This is a genomic window from Elusimicrobiaceae bacterium, from assembly GCA_028700325.1.
Lineage (GTDB): Bacteria > Elusimicrobiota > Elusimicrobia > Elusimicrobiales > Elusimicrobiaceae > JAQVSV01.
In genome coordinates, this window is record JAQVSV010000003.1 from 18,187 (window position 1) to 38,366 (window position 20,180).

Annotated in this window: 16 protein-coding genes and 1 pseudogene; 7 read left to right on the forward strand and 10 right to left on the reverse strand. The window is 58.6% G+C overall.

Translation table 11 applies throughout. The annotated features are described in order from the left end of the window. The first annotated feature begins 22 nt into the window (after window positions 1-22). Window positions 23-4,387: a PAS domain S-box protein gene (locus PHW69_00800; GenBank protein ID MDD4003726.1), complete on the forward strand. Its 4,365-nt coding sequence runs from the start codon at window positions 23-25 to the stop codon at window positions 4,385-4,387. After that, the gene (locus PHW69_00805) at window positions 4,384-4,908 is read left to right on the forward strand and encodes a pyrimidine dimer DNA glycosylase/endonuclease V (protein MDD4003727.1); all 525 of its coding nucleotides are present in this window, start codon (window positions 4,384-4,386) and stop codon (window positions 4,906-4,908) included. Before PHW69_00800 ends, PHW69_00805 begins: the two co-directional genes overlap by 4 nt. A gap of 34 nt (window positions 4,909-4,942) precedes the next feature. Here PHW69_00805 and PHW69_00810 read toward each other — a convergent pair whose 3' ends face one another. From PHW69_00810 to hrcA, 7 genes and pseudogenes are all read right to left on the reverse strand, one after another. Next, entirely contained in the window at window positions 4,943-6,184 is a 1,242-nt protein-coding gene (locus tag PHW69_00810) for a MiaB/RimO family radical SAM methylthiotransferase (protein ID MDD4003728.1), read from the reverse strand. A 54-nt stretch (window positions 6,185-6,238) separates the two neighbouring features. After that, window positions 6,239-6,955, reverse strand: a pseudogene (locus PHW69_00815) (RsmE family RNA methyltransferase). 12 nt (window positions 6,956-6,967) lie between these two features. After that, window positions 6,968-8,068 (reverse strand): molecular chaperone DnaJ, encoded by a 1,101-nt coding sequence (gene dnaJ / locus PHW69_00820; GenBank protein MDD4003729.1) that lies wholly within the window; start codon window positions 8,066-8,068, stop codon window positions 6,968-6,970. Window positions 8,069-8,116: 48 nt separating this feature from the next. Further along, window positions 8,117-8,383, reverse strand: coding sequence for a hypothetical protein (locus PHW69_00825; GenBank protein MDD4003730.1), 267 nt, complete (start codon window positions 8,381-8,383; stop codon window positions 8,117-8,119). A 53-nt stretch (window positions 8,384-8,436) separates the two neighbouring features. Further along, entirely contained in the window at window positions 8,437-10,305 is a 1,869-nt protein-coding gene (gene dnaK, locus PHW69_00830; protein MDD4003731.1) for a molecular chaperone DnaK, read from the reverse strand. A 33-nt stretch (window positions 10,306-10,338) separates the two neighbouring features. Continuing rightward, window positions 10,339-10,941: a nucleotide exchange factor GrpE gene (locus PHW69_00835; GenBank protein MDD4003732.1), complete on the reverse strand. Its 603-nt coding sequence runs from the start codon at window positions 10,939-10,941 to the stop codon at window positions 10,339-10,341. Further along, entirely contained in the window at window positions 10,942-12,069 is a 1,128-nt protein-coding gene (gene hrcA / locus PHW69_00840; GenBank protein MDD4003733.1) for a heat-inducible transcriptional repressor HrcA, read from the reverse strand. Window positions 12,070-12,259: 190 nt separating this feature from the next. Between hrcA and nusB the strand changes: the two genes are divergently transcribed. Together nusB and ligA are read left to right on the forward strand one after the other, a co-directional pair. Continuing rightward, window positions 12,260-12,682 (forward strand): transcription antitermination factor NusB, encoded by a 423-nt coding sequence (gene nusB / locus PHW69_00845; protein MDD4003734.1) that lies wholly within the window; start codon window positions 12,260-12,262, stop codon window positions 12,680-12,682. Continuing rightward, window positions 12,683-14,758 carry an NAD-dependent DNA ligase LigA gene (ligA, locus tag PHW69_00850; GenBank protein MDD4003735.1) on the forward strand — a complete coding sequence of 692 codons (2,076 nt, stop codon included), beginning with the start codon at window positions 12,683-12,685 and terminating at the stop codon, window positions 14,756-14,758. A 62-nt stretch (window positions 14,759-14,820) separates the two neighbouring features. Here the strand turns inward: ligA and PHW69_00855 are convergent, their stop codons facing one another. Then, on the reverse strand, window positions 14,821-15,198 hold the full coding sequence (locus PHW69_00855) for a hypothetical protein (GenBank protein ID MDD4003736.1): 378 nt from the start codon (window positions 15,196-15,198) through the stop codon (window positions 14,821-14,823). Window positions 15,199-15,310: 112 nt separating this feature from the next. On the opposite strand from PHW69_00855, the gene PHW69_00860 reads away from it, so the two are divergent. After that, window positions 15,311-15,730, forward strand: a complete 420-nt coding sequence (locus PHW69_00860; GenBank protein ID MDD4003737.1) for a hemerythrin family protein — start codon at window positions 15,311-15,313, stop codon at window positions 15,728-15,730. 43 nt (window positions 15,731-15,773) lie between these two features. On the opposite strand, the gene PHW69_00865 is transcribed toward PHW69_00860, so the two are convergent. Both PHW69_00865 and PHW69_00870 read right to left on the reverse strand, forming a co-directional pair. After that, window positions 15,774-16,661 carry a DMT family transporter gene (locus PHW69_00865; GenBank protein MDD4003738.1) on the reverse strand — a complete coding sequence of 296 codons (888 nt, stop codon included), beginning with the start codon at window positions 16,659-16,661 and terminating at the stop codon, window positions 15,774-15,776. Window positions 16,662-16,703: 42 nt separating this feature from the next. Then, window positions 16,704-17,906, reverse strand: a complete 1,203-nt coding sequence (locus tag PHW69_00870; protein MDD4003739.1) for a glycine C-acetyltransferase — start codon at window positions 17,904-17,906, stop codon at window positions 16,704-16,706. Window positions 17,907-18,062: 156 nt separating this feature from the next. On the opposite strand from PHW69_00870, the gene PHW69_00875 reads away from it, so the two are divergent. Both PHW69_00875 and PHW69_00880 read left to right on the forward strand, forming a co-directional pair. Beyond that, window positions 18,063-18,506, forward strand: coding sequence for a DUF4912 domain-containing protein (locus PHW69_00875; protein MDD4003740.1), 444 nt, complete (start codon window positions 18,063-18,065; stop codon window positions 18,504-18,506). Then, window positions 18,503-20,107, forward strand: a complete 1,605-nt coding sequence (locus PHW69_00880) for a DUF1957 domain-containing protein (GenBank protein MDD4003741.1) — start codon at window positions 18,503-18,505, stop codon at window positions 20,105-20,107. The genes PHW69_00875 and PHW69_00880 overlap by 4 nt, the downstream gene beginning before the upstream one ends. The last annotated feature ends 73 nt before the right edge of the window (window positions 20,108-20,180 follow it).

The window sequence follows — 20,180 nt, forward strand, 5'->3', positions numbered from 1 at the left end:
AGGGAAAACGGAGCAGGGTTTAATGTCCGATACGGGTAAAATTTGCGCTCAGCAGGATATTGTTATTCCAGACAGGCTGCGCGAGCAATGGACGGCCATGCTCGGCGCGCTGGCCGGCGCGCTCGGAGTGTCGGCTGCGGTGCTGATGCGCGTGCACGGCAACCGGGCGGAAATTTTCGCGGAACACGCCGAATTCCCGGGTTTTTTCAAAAAAGGCGATTCCTCAACCCTCAATTCCTGGAATTACTGCGCCGAAGTGCTGCGGCGCCGGCGCGAGCTTTTCGTGCCCAACGCCTTAAACACCGGAGAATGGAAAAAACATCCTGCGGTGAAGATGGGTCTGGTCTGCTACCTTGGCCAGCCGATTTTCCTGCCTGACGGCAAAGCGTTCGGCACGATCTGCGTGCTGGATAAAAAGGAAAACCAATTCACGGCGCGGCAAAAAGCCGTGCTGAGCCAATTCCGCGCAATGGTCGAGTCAAACCTGGCGCTGCTGCATGAAAAACATCTTTTATCCCTTGAAATTGCCGATCGTGCCGCGCTGGCCGGAAAGCTGCGCGAATCGGAAAAACTTTTAGACGCCATTCAGCACACCTGCGGCGGCTGGGACACGCTGATCCAGACTGACGGACGCGTTAAATGGATCAGCAGCTCGGTAAAACGGTTCACAGGGCGCAGCGCGGCACAATGCATGGTTATGCGCGATTACCCTTACCGCTTTGTGCATCCGCAGGACCGCCAAAATTTAAGCGATTTGCTGTCCGCCAAAACCGCAACCGGACCGATAAAAATACGCTGCCTGCGCCATAACGGAAAACCGTTATGGTGCAACGCGAACCGCCGCAAAACAGATAAAAAAAACCTGCTTCTGTTAAACATCTCCGAAACCGGACAGGCCCGGAACCGGGAATACGAAACCGTAAAATTTCTGCAGCGCATACAGCAAATGGGCGGAATAGCCGGCTGGGCAATAGACGCGGAAACAGGCATCCTTTCCGCGAGCGCGGGCGTGCATCGTTTTTTCGGCTATCCGCAAAAAAACAAACTGACGACCAGGTGGATATTGCAGCGCATACATCCTTCAGACCGGCAGAAAACGCTGGCGCATGTCAACGAGCTTTTGCAAGCGGAGCCCGGCACAAAAGACTCCTTCACATACCGCGTCAAACACGCCGACGGAAAGGAACGGTTTGTGGAATCGCGCTGCGAGGTTGACCAGCCCGTTCCGGGCGAACCGCGCCGCATCACCGGAGTCAGCCGCGACATAACCGAACTGAAGCTGACGGAAAAAACTTCCATGGAGCGGGATTTCAAATACCGGCTTTTGTTTGAAACCTCGCGCGACGCGATTTTGATAAGCGACAGCGCCGGCTATGTGGATTTCAACAACGCCGCGCTTGAAATGTTCGGCTACACAGCGGAAGAATTGCGGGCGCGGCGGCCCGGCATGATCTCGCCGCCCCGGCAGCCGGACGGCTCGCTTTCCGTGAAAAAAGCAGCCCGGCTGGTCCGGCTGGCGCATAAAAAAGAAACCACTCCCTTTGAATGGGTTATCCGGCGGAAAAACGGAGAATGCGTTTACACCAGCATTCAGCTGTCGCCGTTCCGGCTCGACGGGAAGCAATATCTTCAGCTGCTGGTCCGCGATGTTTCGCAAGAACGGCAGGTAATGCGGCAGCTGGTTGAATCGAATCAGAAGCTGGCTCTTATACTTGGCGCCGCTTCGATGGGGTTCTGGGAGTATTTCCCGAAAACCGGCAAGCTCATACTGAGCCAGCCGTGCCTGAATCTGCTGGGCCTGCCCCAAACCTGCGCGGCCATGACGCCGGCAGCCTGGCGCAGGCTTGTCCACCCGCAGGACCGCGCCGAGTTCGCCGTCCGCGCTGACAGTTTCCGGACAATGAGCGCACTTTCCTACCGGACACAATACCGCATCCGCGTTAAAAACGGCAAATACAAATGGGTGCAGGACATCGGCAAAGCGGTGACCATCTCCGGCCGGAGCCCTGACCGCATGGCCGGCATCATCATGGACATTGACGCGCAGAAAAAGCTCCAGCGGCATATTGACGAAAGCAAAACCTGGCTGCAAACCATCATTGACAACGCCAACACGGTTATTTTCACCAAGGATGCGGCATACCGCTACACCCTGGTCAACAAAAAACATGTGATGTCGGTTGGATATCCGCACGAGCACATAGTAGGAAAAACCGATTTTGAGATATTCCCGCCTGAAATCGCCAAACGCTACCGAAGCACGGACGTGCTGGTTTTTAAATCCGGAAAGCCGGTCACGTTTGACGCCACTGTCCGTCACCCGGACGGAGTGGAGCATATTTACCTTACCACCAAGGTGCCAGTCAAGAGCGCGGACGGCAAAGTAACCGCGCTCATCTGCAACGCGACCGACATCACTCCGCTCAAAAACATGCAGAAACAGCTGGAACACGCCAAACTGGAAGCCGAGGCGGCCAGCCGCGCCAAGAGCGAATTTCTGGCCAACATGAGCCACGAGATCCGCACGCCCATGAACGCCATCATAGGAATGAGCTACCTGACGCTCTCGGGCGAGCTTACGCCGCGCCAGCAGAACCAGGTGCGGCGAATTTATGAATCCGCGCACGCGCTTCTGGGAATCATCAACGATATTCTGGATTTCTCGAAAATAGAAGCGGGCAAAATCACGCTGGAGCAAATCCCGTTCAGCCTCAATGACATCATCAGCGATATCGCCGAAGCGAGCGAAATACGCGCGCGGGAAAAACAGATCGAACTGCGCCTGCGGATCACGCCGGATGTGCCCGACCGCCTGCTGGGAGATCCGCTGCGGCTGTCGCAAATACTTAATAACCTTATTTCCAACGCGATCAAATTCACTTCGCGGGGGCATGTGACAATCACCATCCGGCGCGCCGGAGCGGCCCGTATTGCGCCGGAACTGGAATTGAGCGTTAAAGACACCGGGATCGGCATGTCGCGCGAACAGCAGCCGCGGGTATTCAACGCGTTCACCCAGGGCGACGGTTCGATCACGCGCCGGTTTGGCGGCACGGGCCTGGGGCTCGCTATTTCACGCCAGCTGGCCGAGCTGATGGGCGGCCGGATCCGGATGCGAAGCGCCCGCGGACACGGCAGCGTGTTTTCCTTGCGCCTGCCGCTGAAACCGGCGCCCGCCGTTACGGAGCAGCCGCGCGCGTCCGGCCTGCGGAAAAAGCGCGTGTTGGTGATAGATGACAATTCCATTTCCCGGGAGATCATCTGCCGGATGCTCAAATCCATGAAATTCAAAACGGAAAACGTGGCTTCGGGCAGACAGGCGCTGGCCTTGCTGAAAAAGTCAAGGGTTCCGTTCGACTTTATCATTATTGACTATCATATGCCCGGACTTAACGGCATAGACACTGCGCGCGCGATTTACCGGCAAGAACTGTCCGCCGCGCAGATGCTGATAATGGGGCCGGCAAGCATAAAGGAAAACTCCGTCATTGCAACGGACAACCTGCCGATCGCCGGGTTTCTGCCGAAACCGGTGTATCCGTCCACATTGTTTGACACGCTCAGCGCCGCCTGCAGGAAAAAACCGGCCGCCTGCAAACCAAGCGGCCTGCATGCGCCGGTACTGGCGGGGCGGCGAGTGCTGTTCGTGGAAGATCAGGAAATCAATCAGATGCTGGGGCTGGAACTGCTGAAAAAATCCGGCATTAATGTAACGGTGGCGTGCAACGGGCGCAGCGCGGTGGACCTGGCCGCAAAATACAATTATGACGCGGTTCTGCTGGATATCCAGATGCCCGTGATGGACGGGCTTACCGCAACGCGGCTCATCCGCCGGCTCAAAAAACCCGACGCCAAAACACTCCCGATCATCGCCATGACCGCACATGCCATGAAAGGCGACAAAGAAAACAGCCTGGCTGCCGGCATGAGCGACTACCTCACCAAGCCTGTCGAACCGCGTGAATTGAACAAAAGCCTGGTGCGCTGGATTGCGGCGCGCACCGGCTCCGCGCCCGCCGCGCCCGCCATCGCCGGAGTGGACACGCGGACCGGCCTCGCTCTGGCCGGCGGGAAACTGGCGGCTTACAGGCAGAACCTCGCGCATTTTCTGGCAGCCGCCGCGCCTTACGCGGAAATGGAGAAGATACTGGCAAGCGCGCCCGATACGATAGAGCGGCATCTGAAAAACATCTCCGCGGCGGCCGAAAAAATAGCCGCCGACGCGCTGGATGCCGCCAGCGAAAACATGCGGCTCGCCCTTGAAACGGTAAATGTGGACCTGAACCATTACAAACAGGAACTCGCCAACACTTTCAACAGCACGGTTTCGGCGGTTAGATCCTTTCTTGATGCCGGCTCCGGGCAACCGGCCAGATCCGGCAAATGAGGATATGGTCACTGCACCCGGCCTATCTTGATCCTGCCGGGCTGGTCGCAGTCTGGCGGGAAGCCCTGCTTGCACGAAAAGTACTGGAAAACAAAACGTCCGGATACAGACATCACCCGCAGCTGGACCGGTTTAAAACCTGCCGGTCACCCGCAAAAACGGCTGACCGGTATCTGCGGGCGTTATATCTGCACTCGCTGAGCCGGGGTTATCATTTCGATTCGGAAAAACTGTATGAAAGCAACCGTACGCGCGAAAAAATCTTCGTAACGGACGGTCAACTGGATTTCGAACTGAAACATCTGCTGCGCAAGCTCAGGGTGCGCTGTCCCGCCAGATGGCGCGAATTGCGCGGGCTGGAAAAAGCCTTGCCCCACCCGCTTTTCACCGTTGTGCCCGGCCCTGCCGAGCCATGGGAAAAAACACCCGGAAGAACGCGGCCTCGCCGCCGGAAACACCATAAAAACAGCTTAACCGGCCGGCAAAAAACAACCGTTCAGGCAACCCCTCCGATCCGATAACTGGGCGGCGCAGCTCCGCCTGAAAAACAACCGGTCAGGCGAAACAGGTGCCGTCCTGCGCGCGCAGCACGGTAACGGCGCGCAATATATTTTTTTCGGAGCAGTTTTTCAGGATGATTTTCTGGAAATTGCCGGCCACACCCAGCGCGGAACCGTCCGGTCGGCATTCCTCTACGGTCACCAGCTGACTGGTGCCCGCCAACGCGGCCGCAAACGCCTTTCTTAGCATACCGTCAAGCGCGCGCAATTCATCGGCCCGGCGTTTCAGTTCGGACGGAGCGTGCCCCTCAAGCGCGGCGGCTTCGGTGCCCGGCCTCGGCGAAAACCGGAATACATGCAGGCCGGAAAGTTGCAGCGCCTGCACGAATGCTTTTCCGGCCTCAAAATCCGGCGCGGTCTCGGCCGGATAACCGGCTATCAAATCCGCGTAAATTCCCGGCTCGGCGAATGCCGAACGCAGCAGCGCCACCCGGCTGGCGTAAAAATCCGTGTCATAGCGGCGGCCCATAGCCGCCAGCACGCGGTCGGTTCCGGCCTGAAGCGGAAGATGGAAATGCGCGCAGAATTTATCGGCTCCGGCGGCGCAGGCCGCGATAAAACGCGGCGTGATGTTTTTAGGCTCCAGGGACGACAGGCGCACCCGGAACCGCCCCTCCAGCGCAAAAACGGCCGTCAGTAAACCGTCCAGCTCCGCGCCGGTTTCCGGGCAGCGGTAATTGCCGACGTTAATGCCGGTCAGCACTATTTCGGGATACCCGGCCTCCACCAGACCGCGTATTTCGGCGACAGCGTCCGCCAGCGGCTTGGAATACATTACCGAACGCGCTTTCCACACTATGCAGTAGCGGCAGCCGTCGGAGCACCCGTCCTGGATTTTGACAAACGCGCGGGTATGGCCCAGATGTCCGGCGATCGTCCAGCGCCCGGCGTCGTCACCCGCGCAGGACCCGAGCAGCAGCGCGGAAATGTTTTTTTTATCCGCATTGCCGATCACTTCAGCCGACGGGATGACCTCGCGTATTCGCCGGCTGTGCATGGTGGCGTAGCACCCGGTCAGTATCAGCCGGGCGGAGGGATTTCTGCGCGCTATCCGGCGCGCCAGCCGCTCGACATCCCGGTCGGCTTCGCCTGTAACAGTGCAGGTATTAAGCAGGCACACGTCGGCACACTCGAACGTGCCGCACAATTCGCACCCTGCGGCCAGAAATTTCTCGCTCAGATGCTGGCTCTCAACCTGATTGACCCGGCACCCGAAAGTTTTTATATAGATTTTCATTCAGAGGATACCGCTCCCGCAAACCGGCGCGCCCGGCTTGACCGCGCGCTTTTGCTAAGCCGCGCACAATATGGCGCATGCGGCTGCGCAGGCGGTTTCGGCGCGCAGGGTATTGACGCCAAGGCTCACGGGAACCAGGCCGGCGCACACGGCGGTTTCCGTTTCGTCCGCAGTAAAACCGCCTTCCGGGCCTATGAAAACGGATACTCGCGCGCCGGCCAAAAACCCGAGCCTTTTCAGCCCGTCCGGCAAAGGCGCCGCATCCGCCGCAAGCAGGGCGATAAAACCGGGACTCGCGGCCCGCACAGCCTGCCCCAACTCCAGCGGCGCGCGCAACTCCGGGAGATCCGCCCGGCCGCACTGCTTGCAGGCCGCCAGCAGCGTTCTGCGCTAGGCCGCGGACTTGCTTTCAAACCGATCCGCTATCTTATGCTCGCATCTGGCGGTAAGAACGGGCGTAAAAGAACAAACCCCGAACTGAGTGCAGGAATCAAGCAGTTCCTGCACCGCGTTTTTAGATACGGGCGCAAAATAAAGATCCACCAGCAAACGCGGACTCCTGACAGACAGCTCCCCGATAATCCTGCCGGTTAATTCACCGCGCCCGGTTTCGATAACCGCGGCGCGCCATTTTTTCCCGCATCCGTCGAAAAGAGTCAGTTCCGCGCCTGGCGCAAGCCGCATAACCCGCACGGCGTGTTCCGCTTCCGGCCCTTTCAGCACGAAAACGCCGGACTCCAAATCCTGTCGTTCGATAAAATATTGCGGCATATCCGGCGCACTCTAGCCAAAAACTTTTTTCAGCAGACCGGGCCCGGAACCGGTGTCGACGTTCATCGTCTGCGCCAGTTCCTTGAGCAGCTTTTTCTGTTTCTCGCTGATCGCGGCCGGCACGTCTATATTCGCCTGCACCAGCATATTCCCGCGCCGCCCGCTGCGCAGATGCGGCATCCCCCTGCCTTTCGAGGTGAAAACCGTGCCGTGCCGGGTGCCCGGCGGAATGCTGACGGCGACGGAACCGCCGTCTATGGACGGCACTTTGACCGTGCCGCCCAGCACCGCTTCAGGATAGGAAATGACGGCTTTATACACAAGATCGTCGCCCTGCCGCTCGAAATCCCTGTGCCGCGCGATCTCTATCTCCACATACAGATCGCCGTGCGACGCGCCTTTCTCGCCGGCGTTTCCGCCGCCGGACACGCGCAGGATCGTGCCGGAATCAACGCCCGGCGGAATCTTTATATTGGTTTTCGCCGCCGCGCGCACACGCCCCGCGCCGGAACAGGCGGGACAGGGTTTTTCAATAACGCTGCCAGAGCCTCCGCATTCGCCGCAGGTCTGCGCGAACGAAAAAAAGCCCTGCGAATAGGTGACCCGTCCGCTGCCGCGGCAGGCGCGGCAGGTTTTCCTGCCCGACCCGGACGCCGCGCCCGTTCCAAGACACGCGGAACAGGTGTCATGCCGGGCATATTCCACCGAACGCTCCGCGCCGTTGAAAGCCTCTTCAAGAGTCAGGCTGACGGAATGCTGCAGATCAGCGCCGCGCCGGGGGCCCTGCCGCCCGCCGCCTCCGCCAAAGATATCGCCGAACACGCTGCTGAAAATATCGCCGAAATCGGCCGCGCCGCCGGCTCCGAACCCGCCCGGCCCGCCGCTCAGGCCGGCATGCCCGTAATGGTCATACACTTCGCGTTTCTGCGGATCGGACAATACGCCGTACGCCTCGTTCAACTGCTTGAATTTTTCCTCCGAAACGTGATCGCCGGGATTGCGGTCCGGATGGTATTTCATAGCCAGTTTACGGTACGCGGATTTCAGTTCCGGCGAATCGGCCTCTTTCGATACGCCAAGAACCTGATAGTAGTCTTCTTTGTTGTCTGACATTAAATCCCTCTGCGCAGCCGCTTTCGCCCCGCGCTGCCACCATTACCGCTAGTTTGCGTACCTGCGCGATTCCGCAAGAAACATGAACGGGTTAACGCTGGGAACCCGTTCCCGGCCCGAACCGCAATGCACACAGCCGATGGTATAGCCGTCCGGCCCGTCGCTCATTAACAGAAACTCGCGGCCGGATATCGTTCCGCCGCAGAAAATACAGCGGATCCCCTCATGCAGCCTGCGCCGCCTGAGATATCCGTCCCGTTCGCTTATCAGGTTAACTACCGCCTGAGAAAAAACCATTTTTTCCGTTGCAGTCATGCCTGAAACTCCTCGCCCGCCCCGGCTTGACGCGGGGCGGGCGGGTTTGAATTTTATTTCTTGTCTTCCACCACTTCAGCGTCCACCACGTCTTCCTTGCCGGCAGCCGCTCCGTCGCCCTGCTGCGCGGCCGCTTCCTCCGCGCCCGGACCCGCGGCGGACGCCTTGGCCTGCGCGTCTTTATAAATAATTTCACCAAGCTTCTGTGAAGCCGCAAGCGCGGCTTCGGTGTTTTTCTTGATGCTGTCAACGTCGTCGCCCTTGAGCGCTTCCTTGAGGTCGGCCAGCGCGCGGTCAATAGCGAGCCGGTCGTCCTGCGAGATTTTGTCGCCGTGTTCCTTGAGCGCTTTTTCGGTCTGGTAAAGCACTCCGTCAGCCTGATTCTTGGCCTCGACTTTCTCTTTGTATACACGGTCGCTTTCGGCGAATTCCTCGGCTTCCTTGATGTATTTCTTGATATCGTCGTCCTTGAGCTTGTTGGGCGCGGATATCGTTATATGCTGCTGCTTGCCGGTGCCCAGATCCTTGGCCGACACTTTCAGCAGGCCGTTAGCGTCAATATCAAAAGTGACCTCGATCTGCGGCACGCCGCGCGGCGCGGGCACAATGCCGTCGAGATCGAACTTTCCGAGCGACACATTGTCCACCGCCTTGGGCCGTTCGCCCTGCAGCACATGAATGGTGACCGCGGGCTGGTTATCGCTCGCGGTGGAATAAATCTGCGTCTTGCGCACGGGAATGGTGGTGTTGCGCTCGATCAGCCGCGTGGTCACTCCGCCCAGCGTTTCCAGACCCAGCGACAGAGGCGTGACGTCCAGCAGCAGCACATCCTTCACCTCGCCGGTGAGCACGCCCGCCTGAACCGCCGCGCCGACCGCCACGCATTCCATCGGGTCAATGCCGCGCTCTATAGGCCGGCCCACATGGGTTTCCACGAACTTCTGCACGACCGGCATCCGGGTAGGCCCGCCGACAAGAATGATCTTGTCAATCTGCGAAGCGCCTAGCTTGGCGTCCGACATAGCGATGTCTATGGACTTGCCGCACCGTTTGACGATATCGTCAACCAGCGATTCCAGTTTCGCGCGGGAAATTTTCAACTGCAGATGCTTCGGGCCGGACGCGTCCGCCGAAATGAACGGCAGGTTTATTTCCGTTTCCATCACGGTCGAAAGCTCTATCTTGGCCTTCTCTCCGGCTTCCTTGAGCCGCTGCTGCGCGGTCTGGTCGGAGCGCAGGTCAATGCCCGTGTTCTTTTTGAACTCGTCGCAGATAAAGGCGATTATCGCGTTGTCCATATCGGTGCCGCCGAGCTGCGTGTCGCCGGAAGTGGAAATAACGTCAAACGTGCCTTCCTTGCCCATCTCCATGACCGTCACGTCGAGCGTGCCGCCGCCCAGGTCGAACACCATCACTTTCTGTTCCTTGCCCGCCTTGTCAACGCCGTAAGCGAGCGCCGCCGCGGTCGGTTCGTTTACCAGCCGCACCACTTCCAGGCCCGCGATGGTGCCCGCGTCCTTGGTGGCCTGCCGCTGATTGTCGTTGAAATAGGCCGGCACCGTGATAACCGCCTTTTCCACCTTGTCGCCCAGAAACGCTTCCGCGTCCGCCTTGACCTTCTGCAGCAGAAACGCCGACAGCTGCTGCGGCGTGAATTCTTTTCCGATAATGGAATATTTATGGGTGGTGCCCATTTTCCGCTTGAACGCGGTTACGGTTCCTTCAGGATTGGCCACCGCCTGCCGCCGCGCCGGCTCGCCCACCAGCATCTGCCCGTCGCGCGTAAACGCCACATACGAAGGAAACGCCTTGCCGCCCACCGAACTGCCTTCCGCCGACGGGATTATAGTGGCGTGTCCGCCTTCCATCACCGCCGCCGCCGTATTCGAAGTGCCGAGATCTATGCCTATTATTTTTGCCATGCTTCCTCCTTATTTTTCCCTGCGCTGAAATTTTTACTCGCCTTCCGCCGGCGTTCCGGGCGCCGCCTGCGCTTTCTGCCGCGCGATGCTGACCCGCGCCGGCCGCAGCACCTTGTCGCCGCAGATAAACCCTTTCTGCATCTCCGCGACCACATGCCCGTCGTTCTCCGAACCGCCTTCCACAACGCTGAGCACCTCGTGCTGCATGGGATTGTACGGCTGGCCCACGCAGTCCATCGGACGCACGTTGTGACTTTCAAAAACCTTTTCAAATTCCTTGAAAATCATGTCTATGCCGACCGCCAGCTCCCGCACCGCCGCTTCCGGCGGCTCGCCGCTCATAATTTTCTCAAGCTGGCACCGCGCCTGAAGCATCACGTCGTAAACCGGCAGCAGGCTGACCAGCATGTCGCGTTTGCCCCAGGCTATCAGCTCCGGCCTGTCCCGTTCGACACGTTTGCGGTAATTGTCAAATTCCGCCTTGAGGCGCAGCAATTGATCGTAGTAGTCCGGCGCGGCTTCCGCCGGACAGGCGGGCGCCTGCTGCCCGTCCTGCTGCAAGGCCTGCTCCTGCTGCGCCGCGTTCTGCGCCTCGGCCGCCTTTCCGTCGTGCTTATGTTGCTTGTGCTGTGTCATTTAAAAATCCTGTTCTCCGCCGGAGCTGCGTTCGCCGGCGCCGTCGTCGTTGAGCAGGCCGTCCCACTGGCTTATGGTTTCCTCCATAAGCGAACCCATGAAATCCACCAGCGAAAGCATGCGGCCGTACTCCATATGCCGGGGGCCCAGAATGCCGATCATCCCGACCGGCTTGGAGCCCACGCGGCAGGTGCGGGTGACAAGGCTCATGTTATGCAGTTCTTTAATGTCATTCTCGCTGCCGATGGATACGCTGGCGCGGCGCAGCTTGTCGCATTCCAGCCCCTTGATGCGATCCTTGAGCATGGCAATGAAGCGCTGTTTTTCGTCCATGACGCTGAGCATTTCAAAAAACCCGTCGAACTCGGTTTCCTCAACCTCGCCCGCCAGCTGGCCCAGCCCTTCGATATGCAGTTCCTGCCCGCCCGACGACTGCCGCTCAACCGTTTCCAGAAACCGGCCGGCCAGATCGGCGGCGTCGCGCAGTTCGTCCCGGCCCGAGCGAAGATAATCCCACAGCACCCGCCGCGCCTGCCCTATCGGCAGGCCGGCAACCTGCTCGTTAAGAAATGCGGCCATCAGGCGCAGCCGCCGGGGCGAAAGATCAATATCCGTCTTCACCGGCCAATGCTTTACGGCGCCCGATTCCGACACCAGCAGCACCAGTATGCAGCCCGGCCCCATCGGCACGAAATCAATGCGCGCGATGCACTGCTCCCCGATGCCGGACGACAGCACAAAACCCGCCGAATGCGAAACCGCGGCCAGCAGTCTGGAGGTTTGCGCCATGATCCGGTCAATCTCGTCCATCTGGCTGTGATACTCGTTTTCTATGCGCCGGCGTTCTTCAAGCGCGAGCTTGCGCGCCTCGGAAAGATAATCAACGTAAAACCGGTACGCCTTGTCAGTCGGATAGCGCCCGCCGGATATGTGCGACTGGCTGAGATAGCCTTCCTCCTCCAGCTTTTTCATGATGCCGCGCACCGTCGCGCTGGACACGCCCAGCCCGCACCGGCACGCCACCTGCTCCGACGCAACCGGCCGCCGGTGCTGCACAAAATCCTGTATCACCCAGCGCAGGATGCGCCGCTCGCGTTCAATGGCAATTTCAGGTTTCAAGACTCGCATCGCTATTCCTTATAGTAACGGAGATCCGCTTTCGCAGATAATTAGCACTCTGCGTTTATGACTGCTAATATTTTACACCTAAACGCGGATTTATGTCAACCACCGCTTAAACGGAATTCAAACTTTCCTCCACGGCAGCGCGATATTTTTGTAGAATATGTAAAAGCGTTTCTGTTCTTTTTCAAATATTATGGGTAAACGACGGCTGGCACGCGAGTTCTGTCTGCAGGCTTTATACCTGTCCGATACCGGCAGGCTGACCAGAGAGGAAATAACCTCCGCTCTGGCGGAATCGTTCCGGCTTGACGCCCCGACCCGGGAATTTGCGGGGCTGCTGCTGGCGGGCACCATTGAAAACCTTCCCGAACTGGACCGGCTGATAACGGAATACGCGAAAAACTGGTCGCTGACGCGGATGTCCGCGGTGGACCGGAGCATACTGCGGATGTCGGTTTATGAAATTGTGTACGGCGCGGGCACTCCCGTGCCCGCCATTATAGACGAAGCGATCGAGCTGGCAAAAAAATTCTCCACTGAAAATTCGGGGTCGTTCATCAACGGACTGCTCGACCGCATGAAAAACGAACGTATCAGGACCGCCGGCGGAAAATAAATGAAGCCCGAACAGGAAATCGCCCTTCTGCGGGAAAAGCTCCGTTATCACAATTATCTCTATTACAATCTGGACAATCCGGAAATTTCCGACGCGCAGTACGACGCGCTCCTCAAACGGCTCGGCCAGCTGGAACGGGAGAACCCGCTCCTTATCACGCCGGATTCGCCCACGCAGAAAGTGGGCGGCGCGCTATCGTCGGAATTCAGGCCGGTCCGGCACCGCGTGCCGATGCTGTCGCTGGATAATTCCTATTCGCAGGAAGACATAGCCGCGTGGCACGCGCGGGTTGTGAAAGGCCTGAACGGCGCGCCGCATGAACTGATCGCGGAAGGCAAGATAGACGGGCTGTCCTGTTCCCTGGTTTATTCCGGCGGCATGCTTCTGACCGCCGCCACCCGCGGCGACGGCGAAACCGGGGAAGACGTCACGCTCAATGTCCGCACGATGATAGATATTCCGCTTTCGCTCAGGGAGCCGGTGCCGGGCACTGTGGAAATACGCGGCGAGATTTTCATGTCAAAACAGGACTTTCTGCGCCTGAACGACCGGCAGCGCCGGGACGGGCAGGAACCGTTCGCCAACCCGCGCAACGCCGCCGCCGGCTCGCTGAGGCAGAAAGACCCGCGTGTAACCGCCAAACGTCCGCTCGGATTTTTCGCCCATTCCTACGGTTTCTTCGACAGGATCACCGAACCGGCCCGGCACTCCGATTTTCTCGACAAATGCGCCGGATGGGGCCTTAAGCCCTGTCCCGTGCGGCGCATATGCCCGGGCATAGACGAAGCGCTGGCTTTTTTGCGGGAAACCGCGCTGGAACGCCAGGCCCTGCCTTTTGAAATAGACGGCATGGTGCTGAAAGTGAATGAACTGGCCAGCCAGCGGCTGTTAGGCTCAACCGCGCGCAGCCCGCGCTGGGCGGTGGCTTTCAAATTTCCCGCGCAGCAGGCGACGACCGTTCTGCGCAACGTATATTTTTCGGTGGGCCGGACTGGCGTTATCACCCCGGTCGCCGAGCTTAACCCCGTGGAATGCGGCGGCGTGGTGATATCCAGCGCGACACTGCACAATTTCGACGAAGTGGCGCGGCTTGGCGTGAAAACAGGCGACACCGTGATTGTTGAACGCGCCGGCGACGTGATCCCCAAGATAGTGAAAGTGGTCACCACTTCCCGCCAGGGCAACGAGCAGGAAGTTCTGCCGCCTCAGCAATGCCCGGTTTGCCACGGCGCGGTGCAGAAAGATCCGGAGGAAGTGGCTTACCGCTGCGCCAATCCGTCCTGCCCGGCCCAGTTGCGCGAAAAACTCCTGCATTTCGGCTCGCGCGACGCCATGGACATTGACGGACTGGGCGAAACGGTGGTGGAACAGCTTGTTTCAACAGGGCTGGTGCACGACATGGGCGACCTGTACATACTCGAAAAAGCCCAGCTCGCACAGCTCAAGGCATTCAGCGATCAGAAAGGCGTGCACAAGAAAGCCGACAAACTGCTCGCCGCCATCAGCGCCAGCCGTGGCCGGACACTGGCCCGGCTGATATACGCGCTGGGAATACGGCATGTCGGGGAAAAATCGGCGGAGTTGCTGGCTTCGCATTTTAAAACCATGGACGCGCTCACGGCGGCTTCCGCGCAACAGCTGGAGGAAATAGCGGAGATAGGGCCGGTGATCGCCGGGGAAATCAACGCGTTTTTTTCGGCGCCGGAAGCAAAGGCGCTGGTTTTCAAGCTCAAGACCATCGGGCTCACTTTCACGCAGGACGCTGCTGCCAGCGCCGCGGCGCGCACGCTGGAAGGAAAAACCTTCGTGTTCACGGGCGAACTGTCCGCCATGCCCAGAAGCCGGGCGAAAGAACTAGTGCGGGAACACGGAGGCAAAGAGGTGTCCGCCGTGTCGGCCGCAACGGATTTTCTGGTAACGGGCGAAAAGCCGGGCTCAAAACTCGCCAAAGCCCGGGAGCTGGGCGTCACTGTTCTTACCGAACGGGAATTTATGAAACTTGTGAACCCGCAGCAATCCGCCGCGAACCCGGAAACCGGCAGGCACGCCAGGCCGGATCAGCCTGAATTGTTTTAAAAAAAGAGCCAATTAATAAAGGCCGCCACAAGTGGCGGCCTTTTTTGCCGGACACAAACCGGTTACAAACGCTGAATCGCCTGTAAATTTATGCTGCGGCCATCGGCGGCGTCCTCGATCCGCTGCAGCACGTCGCCATCCGGAAACGCAAACCCTTCTATTTCACGCAGATTCCAGAATATCGTGGTGCCTCTTGGCAGGGCATCCAGAACCTGCAGGAACCCGTCAACACCGGTTATGGATTTGTAGGTCGCGATAATTTCGTCGAAAGAGCTTAGCCTGCTCGTGCCGGACACAAGAATAAAGTCCCACGCCTCTCCGGTTTTCCAGCTATAGAGTTCATATGTGCCCGGAGTGCGGCTTATCAGGCGGGTGGCATCCGCCTGCGTCATGCTTCGGGGCTGGGCGAATTCCCCGCCGCAACCCGCTGTAAACGCCATTGCGGCAAGTAAAAAAATTGTAAATATTCTCATCGGGAATATGATACCATTTTGACAATCCATTTCAAAAAAGAATATGATATAGGCATTATCGGGGAGCCAGGAGCGCTTGATGTCAGTCAGATGGAGTAAAAATTACGAGACCGGTTTCACTGCCATTGACAATCAGCACCACGAGCTGTTTAACAAAGCTGACGAATTCGTGCTGGCCATCATGGCCGAGAAAGAAGACGAGGAACTGGAAGGCCTGTTCACTTTTCTCGAGGGCTATGTCAAAAGCAGTTTTTATGAAGAAGAGGCAATGCTCATAAAAACCGGCTGGCCCGATACGGACAAACATATCGCGCAGCATGAATACTTCAGACGCCGTTACGCCCAGCTCCAGCGCGATTTTCTGTTCAAAGGCGCGAATGAATTTCTCGTGCGCGACATCCACCAAAAAGTGGTGGCCTGGATGAGCGGACACATCCAGAATGAAGACAGCCAGTGGGCCCAGTGGATCCGCGCCAACCACGCCGAATACAACAAATAACCCGGGCGCGCGGCATTTTTTCAAATCCTCTCAAATCCTCCGGTCAGGCCGGAGGATTTTTTATTTCCGGGGCCAGCGCGGAACCGGCGCAATAAACGGACAGCTCGCTAAACAGCAGCGCCGCCATGATCAGCCCGCCGCCCGCGATAGCCGGGCCGGTTACGGGTTCGCCGCCCAGCGTCCAGGCAAAAACGGCGGCGAAAACCGGCTCCAGCGCGAAAATCAATGCCGCCCGAACCGGTGAAACCGTCCGCTGCGCCCACATCTGCACATAAAACCCGGACAGGGTCGGAAATACCGCGAAAAAAATCAGGATACCCGTGCATTTCAAAGGCGATTGCATAACATGCGGGAAGCCAAAAAGCAGCACCGCCGCAAGGCACAGCGCGCCCGTCATCCACATCTGCTGGAAAGTAAGCACCGTGATATCAAATCGAGCTTTGGCGTAACGGTCCATAAGCAGCACATGAAGCGCATAGGTAACGGCCGTTATGAGCGAGAGCCCGTCCCCCAGATTAAACCCGTTTATCCCGCCAGTAAGAACCCACAGACCCGACAGCGCTATCGCCGAAGCCGCCCACTGGGCTTTCGGAACCGGTTTCCTGAAAATCAAAAACAGGAACAAAGGCACCAGCACCACGAACAGCCCGGTAATAAACCCCGAATTGGACGCGGTGGTATACTTCAGCCCCCATGCGTTTGACACATACATCGGAGCCAGCAGCAGCGTAAGCAGGAAGCTTTCCCGCAGATACCTGTGCACGCCGCGCTTGAGCAGCACAAAAGGCAGCAGCAGCAATGCCGCTATCAGAAACCGGTACGCCACCATTGTGACCGGATGCACCAGTTCAAGCGTATCCTTGACTAGGAAAAAAGTGCTTCCCCAGATGGCGGAACAGTACAAAAGAGCGAGATCATAAAGGTAACGCATACCGTATTCTATAAATTAAAACGCCCGTTTTCAAACCTATTTTCAGATAATACCCAGCTGCCTGCCGACTTTGGCGAATTTCCCGACCGCCGTTTCCAGATCCTGCTGCGTATGTCCGGCCGTGACAATCGTGCGCAGGCGCTCCTTGCCCTTGCTGACAGTGGGGAACCCGATCGAAAGCGCAAACACCCCTTCCTCGAACAGCATCGAGGAGAACTGCTGCGCCTTCACCGTATCGCCCACCATGACGGGCGTGATGGGCGTTTCGCTGCGGCCCGTGTCGAACCCGGCTTTTTTAAGACCTTCCTTGAACTGCCGGGAATTTTCCCACAGCCGCTGCAGCCGCTGCGGCTCGTTATAAAGCACGTCGAGGCCCGCCGAGCAGGTGGCCACCACCGAAGGCGGGTGGGAACTTGAAAACAGGAATGGCCGGGCGGTGGAGATGAGATACTGCCGCAGTTCCTTCGTGCCCGCCGCATAGCCCCCGATCGAGGCGAACGCTTTGGACAGGGTGCCGATCTGGATGTCAACGCGGCCTTTAAGGTTGAAATGGTCCACCGTGCCGCGGCCCTGCCTGCCGAGCACGCCGCTTGAATGCGCGTCGTCTACCATAAGCGTCACGCCGTACTTCTCGCACAGTTCGACGATTTCCGGCAGTTTCGCTATATCACCGTCCATGCTGAACACGCCGTCGGTAACGAGCAGTTTTCTGCGGGCCTTGCGCGCTTCGGGCGACTGAAGAATCTGCTCCAGGCTTGCCATGTCGGAATGTTTGTAAATCTTGCGCGCGCTTTTGGCCAGCCGCGCGCCGTCAATAATGGACGCGTGGTTCAGCTCATCGGAAACAAGCAGGTCGTCCGGGCTGGTCATCAGCGACTGGCAGACCGCCACGTTCGTGGAAAACCCCGACTGCAGCATCAGCGCCGCTTCCGTGCCCTTGAACTCCGCCAGCCGGGCCTCCAGCTCCTCGTGAATGCACATCGTCCCGATAATGGAGCGCACGGCGGCGGTGCCCACTCCGTATTTCTCCGTGGCCTCCACGGCGGCCTTTTTCACTTTCGGATGGGTGGTGAGGCACAGATAGTTGTTGCTGGTAAGATTGATCACTTTCCTGCCGTCAATCACCGAAACCGCATCCTGCGCGCTTTCCAGCACACGCGGCACGATGAGCCTGTGTTCCGCTTGCAGCTGGCGCACTTCGTCTTTAAGAAAATCCAGCCTGTCCGACTTGCTGACTGTAGCCATTTCAAATGCCTCCCGGCAATAGATTTCAAAGCTATCGCGCATCCGCACCGCGCAGGAATATTTTACATAATTACCCGCCGGTGTAAAGTTGACAAAGGAGAGCGATTTAGGGGATAATGTATACGTCGTCGGAAGCTGTGTTCAGGGGACTGTTTTATGACGGACGCGAAAACTTACTGGAACGAAAGCCTCGGCTCGGCGCGGGACAGGCTGATTATCCTGCCGCGCGGGCCGCAGTCCATGTTCGTTTACTGGGAATGGACGGCGGCGCGTTCCGCGCTGTTCCGGGCCGGCAAACTGGATCCGGCGGTCAAGATAAGGCTTTTTTTCGCAGGCGCGAATTCACCGGCGGCGGAATATGCGCGCCCGTGGGACACGCTGAAAATGTATATCGAGCCGCCCCAGCGGGGCCGCCAGTATTACGCCATGCTGGAAATCAACAGTCCCGGCGGCGGGCATCATACCCACCTTAATTCAAACACGATTCTGATACCGTCGGGTTTTCCGGCAGGCGCGCCGGAAGATTATGTGCCGTCAAGCGGCGAGCGGATGCTGTGCATGCCGTCAAGCATGGAAGCCATCCGCCCGGAGCATCTATGAGCGCAAAAGGCTCGCTGGCCATTGTGCTGCACGCGCATCTGCCTTATATCCGGCACAGCGAAGCCCAGCAGTTTCTTGAAGAAGACTGGTTCTTTGAAGCCGTAACCGAATGCTATATCCCGCTGATCACCATGATCGAACGGCTGGCGGGCGAGTATATCCGCGCCGCGCTTACGATTTCCCTTTCCCCCACTTTATGCGCGCTGGTCGAAGATCCCGGCATGAACGACCGCTGCCGCCGTTACATTGACCGGCGGCTGGAATTGCTGAAGCTGGAACTCACGCGGATACCGCGCGGCTCCGCCGCGGAAAAAACCGCGCTGATGTACCGCGCCATGTTCGAGCAGTCGCGCAAGACGCTTGACCGGTTCGACGGCAATCTTCTCAACGCCTTCAAACTGCTTCAGGAAAAAGGCCATATCGAAGTCATAACCACCACCGCCACGCACGCGGTTCTGCCGATCATGATCCACCCGGAAGCCGTGCGCGCGCAGGTGCTGGCCGCGGTGAACGACTACCAGCGCCGGTTCGGCACGCGCCCCAAAGGGCTGTGGCTGCCGGAATGCGCGTTCACGCCGGCGATCGTTTCCGCGCTTCAGCTGTCCGGCATCAAATACGTTTTTCTTGAAAAACACGCTATAGATTTCGCCAATCCGCGCCCCCGCAGCGGCGTGTTTACGCCCGTGCTTATGAAAGGCGGCCTGTTCGCCTACGCGCGGGACGCGGAATCGGCGCGCGGAGTGTGGAGCTCGAAATACGGCTATTCCGGCGCGCCGGAATACCGCGAATTTTACCGCGATCTGGGGTTTGACGCCGATTACGAATACATAAAACCGTACCTGCATGAGGACGGGGTGCGCCGCAGCCTGGGAATAAAATACCATAAAATAACCGGCAGCGTGCAGCTCGCCAGCAAAGAAGCATACGACCCCGAAGCCGCACAGAACAAGGCCAGAGAACACGCGCGCGATTTTCTCGACAAGCGGATAAAACAGGTGGAAAAAATCAACGCGGAGCTTAATATCCGGCCGGTCATAACCGGCACCTACGACGCCGAGCTGTTCGGGCACTGGTGGCTGGAAGGCCCGGCGTTTCTGGAAAACGTGCTCCGCTATATCCGGTCAGAAAGGCTGCCGATACAGGTCATAACTGCGTCCGAAGGGCTTAACCTGATGCACGACAGCACGGAAACCGAGCCGGAGGCCTCGTCGTGGGGCGAAGGCGGCTATTTCGAGCCGTGGATAAACGAAAAGAACGACTGGATCTATCCGCGCCTCAACGCCGCGGCGGAACGCATGATAGAACTGGCAAACCGGTTCCAGCATCAGGAAACAACCATTTTGCAGCAGCGCGCGCTCAATCAGGCGGCGCGGGAGCTGCTGCTGGCGCAGTCGTCCGACTGGGCATTCCTGCTGTATGTGCAGTCGCACAGTTCTTACGCCGAAACCCGCATAAACAAGCACTGCGAGCGGATGTTCAAACTGGCGAATATGCTCAGCGACAACAATATTGACGAGGAATATCTGGCCGACGCCGAACGCCGCAATCCGGTGTTTTCCGGGCTGGATTACCGGATCTTCGCATCACCCGCTTCATTCTGACGCAAAAACATTTCAGCCGGAGCCGTCCGCATACCGGGCCGCGGAAGGGCTTGCCCTGCCCGCACGCCTCCCG

Bases quoted from the DNA above. Each gene is read 5' to 3' on its own strand.
- dnaK (MDD4003731.1), bottom strand. From the start codon at position 10,305: ATGGCAAAAATAATAGGCATAGATCTCGGCACTTCGAATACGGCGGCG.
- PHW69_00870 (MDD4003739.1), bottom strand. From the start codon at position 17,906: ATGGCTACAGTCAGCAAGTCGGACAGGCTGGATTTTCTTAAAGACGAA.
- PHW69_00875 (MDD4003740.1), top strand. From the start codon at position 18,063: ATGACGGACGCGAAAACTTACTGGAACGAAAGCCTCGGCTCGGCGCGG.
- PHW69_00835 (MDD4003732.1), bottom strand. From the start codon at position 10,941: ATGACACAGCACAAGCAACATAAGCACGACGGAAAGGCGGCCGAGGCG.
- PHW69_00865 (MDD4003738.1), bottom strand. From the start codon at position 16,661: ATGCGTTACCTTTATGATCTCGCTCTTTTGTACTGTTCCGCCATCTGG.
- PHW69_00805 (MDD4003727.1), top strand. From the start codon at position 4,384: ATGAGGATATGGTCACTGCACCCGGCCTATCTTGATCCTGCCGGGCTG.
- PHW69_00800 (MDD4003726.1), top strand. From the start codon at position 23: ATGTCCGATACGGGTAAAATTTGCGCTCAGCAGGATATTGTTATTCCA.
- ligA (MDD4003735.1), top strand. From the start codon at position 12,683: ATGAAGCCCGAACAGGAAATCGCCCTTCTGCGGGAAAAGCTCCGTTAT.
- PHW69_00855 (MDD4003736.1), bottom strand. From the start codon at position 15,198: ATGGCGTTTACAGCGGGTTGCGGCGGGGAATTCGCCCAGCCCCGAAGC.
- nusB (MDD4003734.1), top strand. From the start codon at position 12,260: ATGGGTAAACGACGGCTGGCACGCGAGTTCTGTCTGCAGGCTTTATAC.
- PHW69_00825 (MDD4003730.1), bottom strand. From the start codon at position 8,383: ATGACTGCAACGGAAAAAATGGTTTTTTCTCAGGCGGTAGTTAACCTG.
- PHW69_00810 (MDD4003728.1), bottom strand. From the start codon at position 6,184: ATGAAAATCTATATAAAAACTTTCGGGTGCCGGGTCAATCAGGTTGAG.
- dnaJ (MDD4003729.1), bottom strand. From the start codon at position 8,068: ATGTCAGACAACAAAGAAGACTACTATCAGGTTCTTGGCGTATCGAAA.
- hrcA (MDD4003733.1), bottom strand. From the start codon at position 12,069: ATGCGAGTCTTGAAACCTGAAATTGCCATTGAACGCGAGCGGCGCATC.
- PHW69_00880 (MDD4003741.1), top strand. From the start codon at position 18,503: ATGAGCGCAAAAGGCTCGCTGGCCATTGTGCTGCACGCGCATCTGCCT.
- PHW69_00860 (MDD4003737.1), top strand. From the start codon at position 15,311: ATGTCAGTCAGATGGAGTAAAAATTACGAGACCGGTTTCACTGCCATT.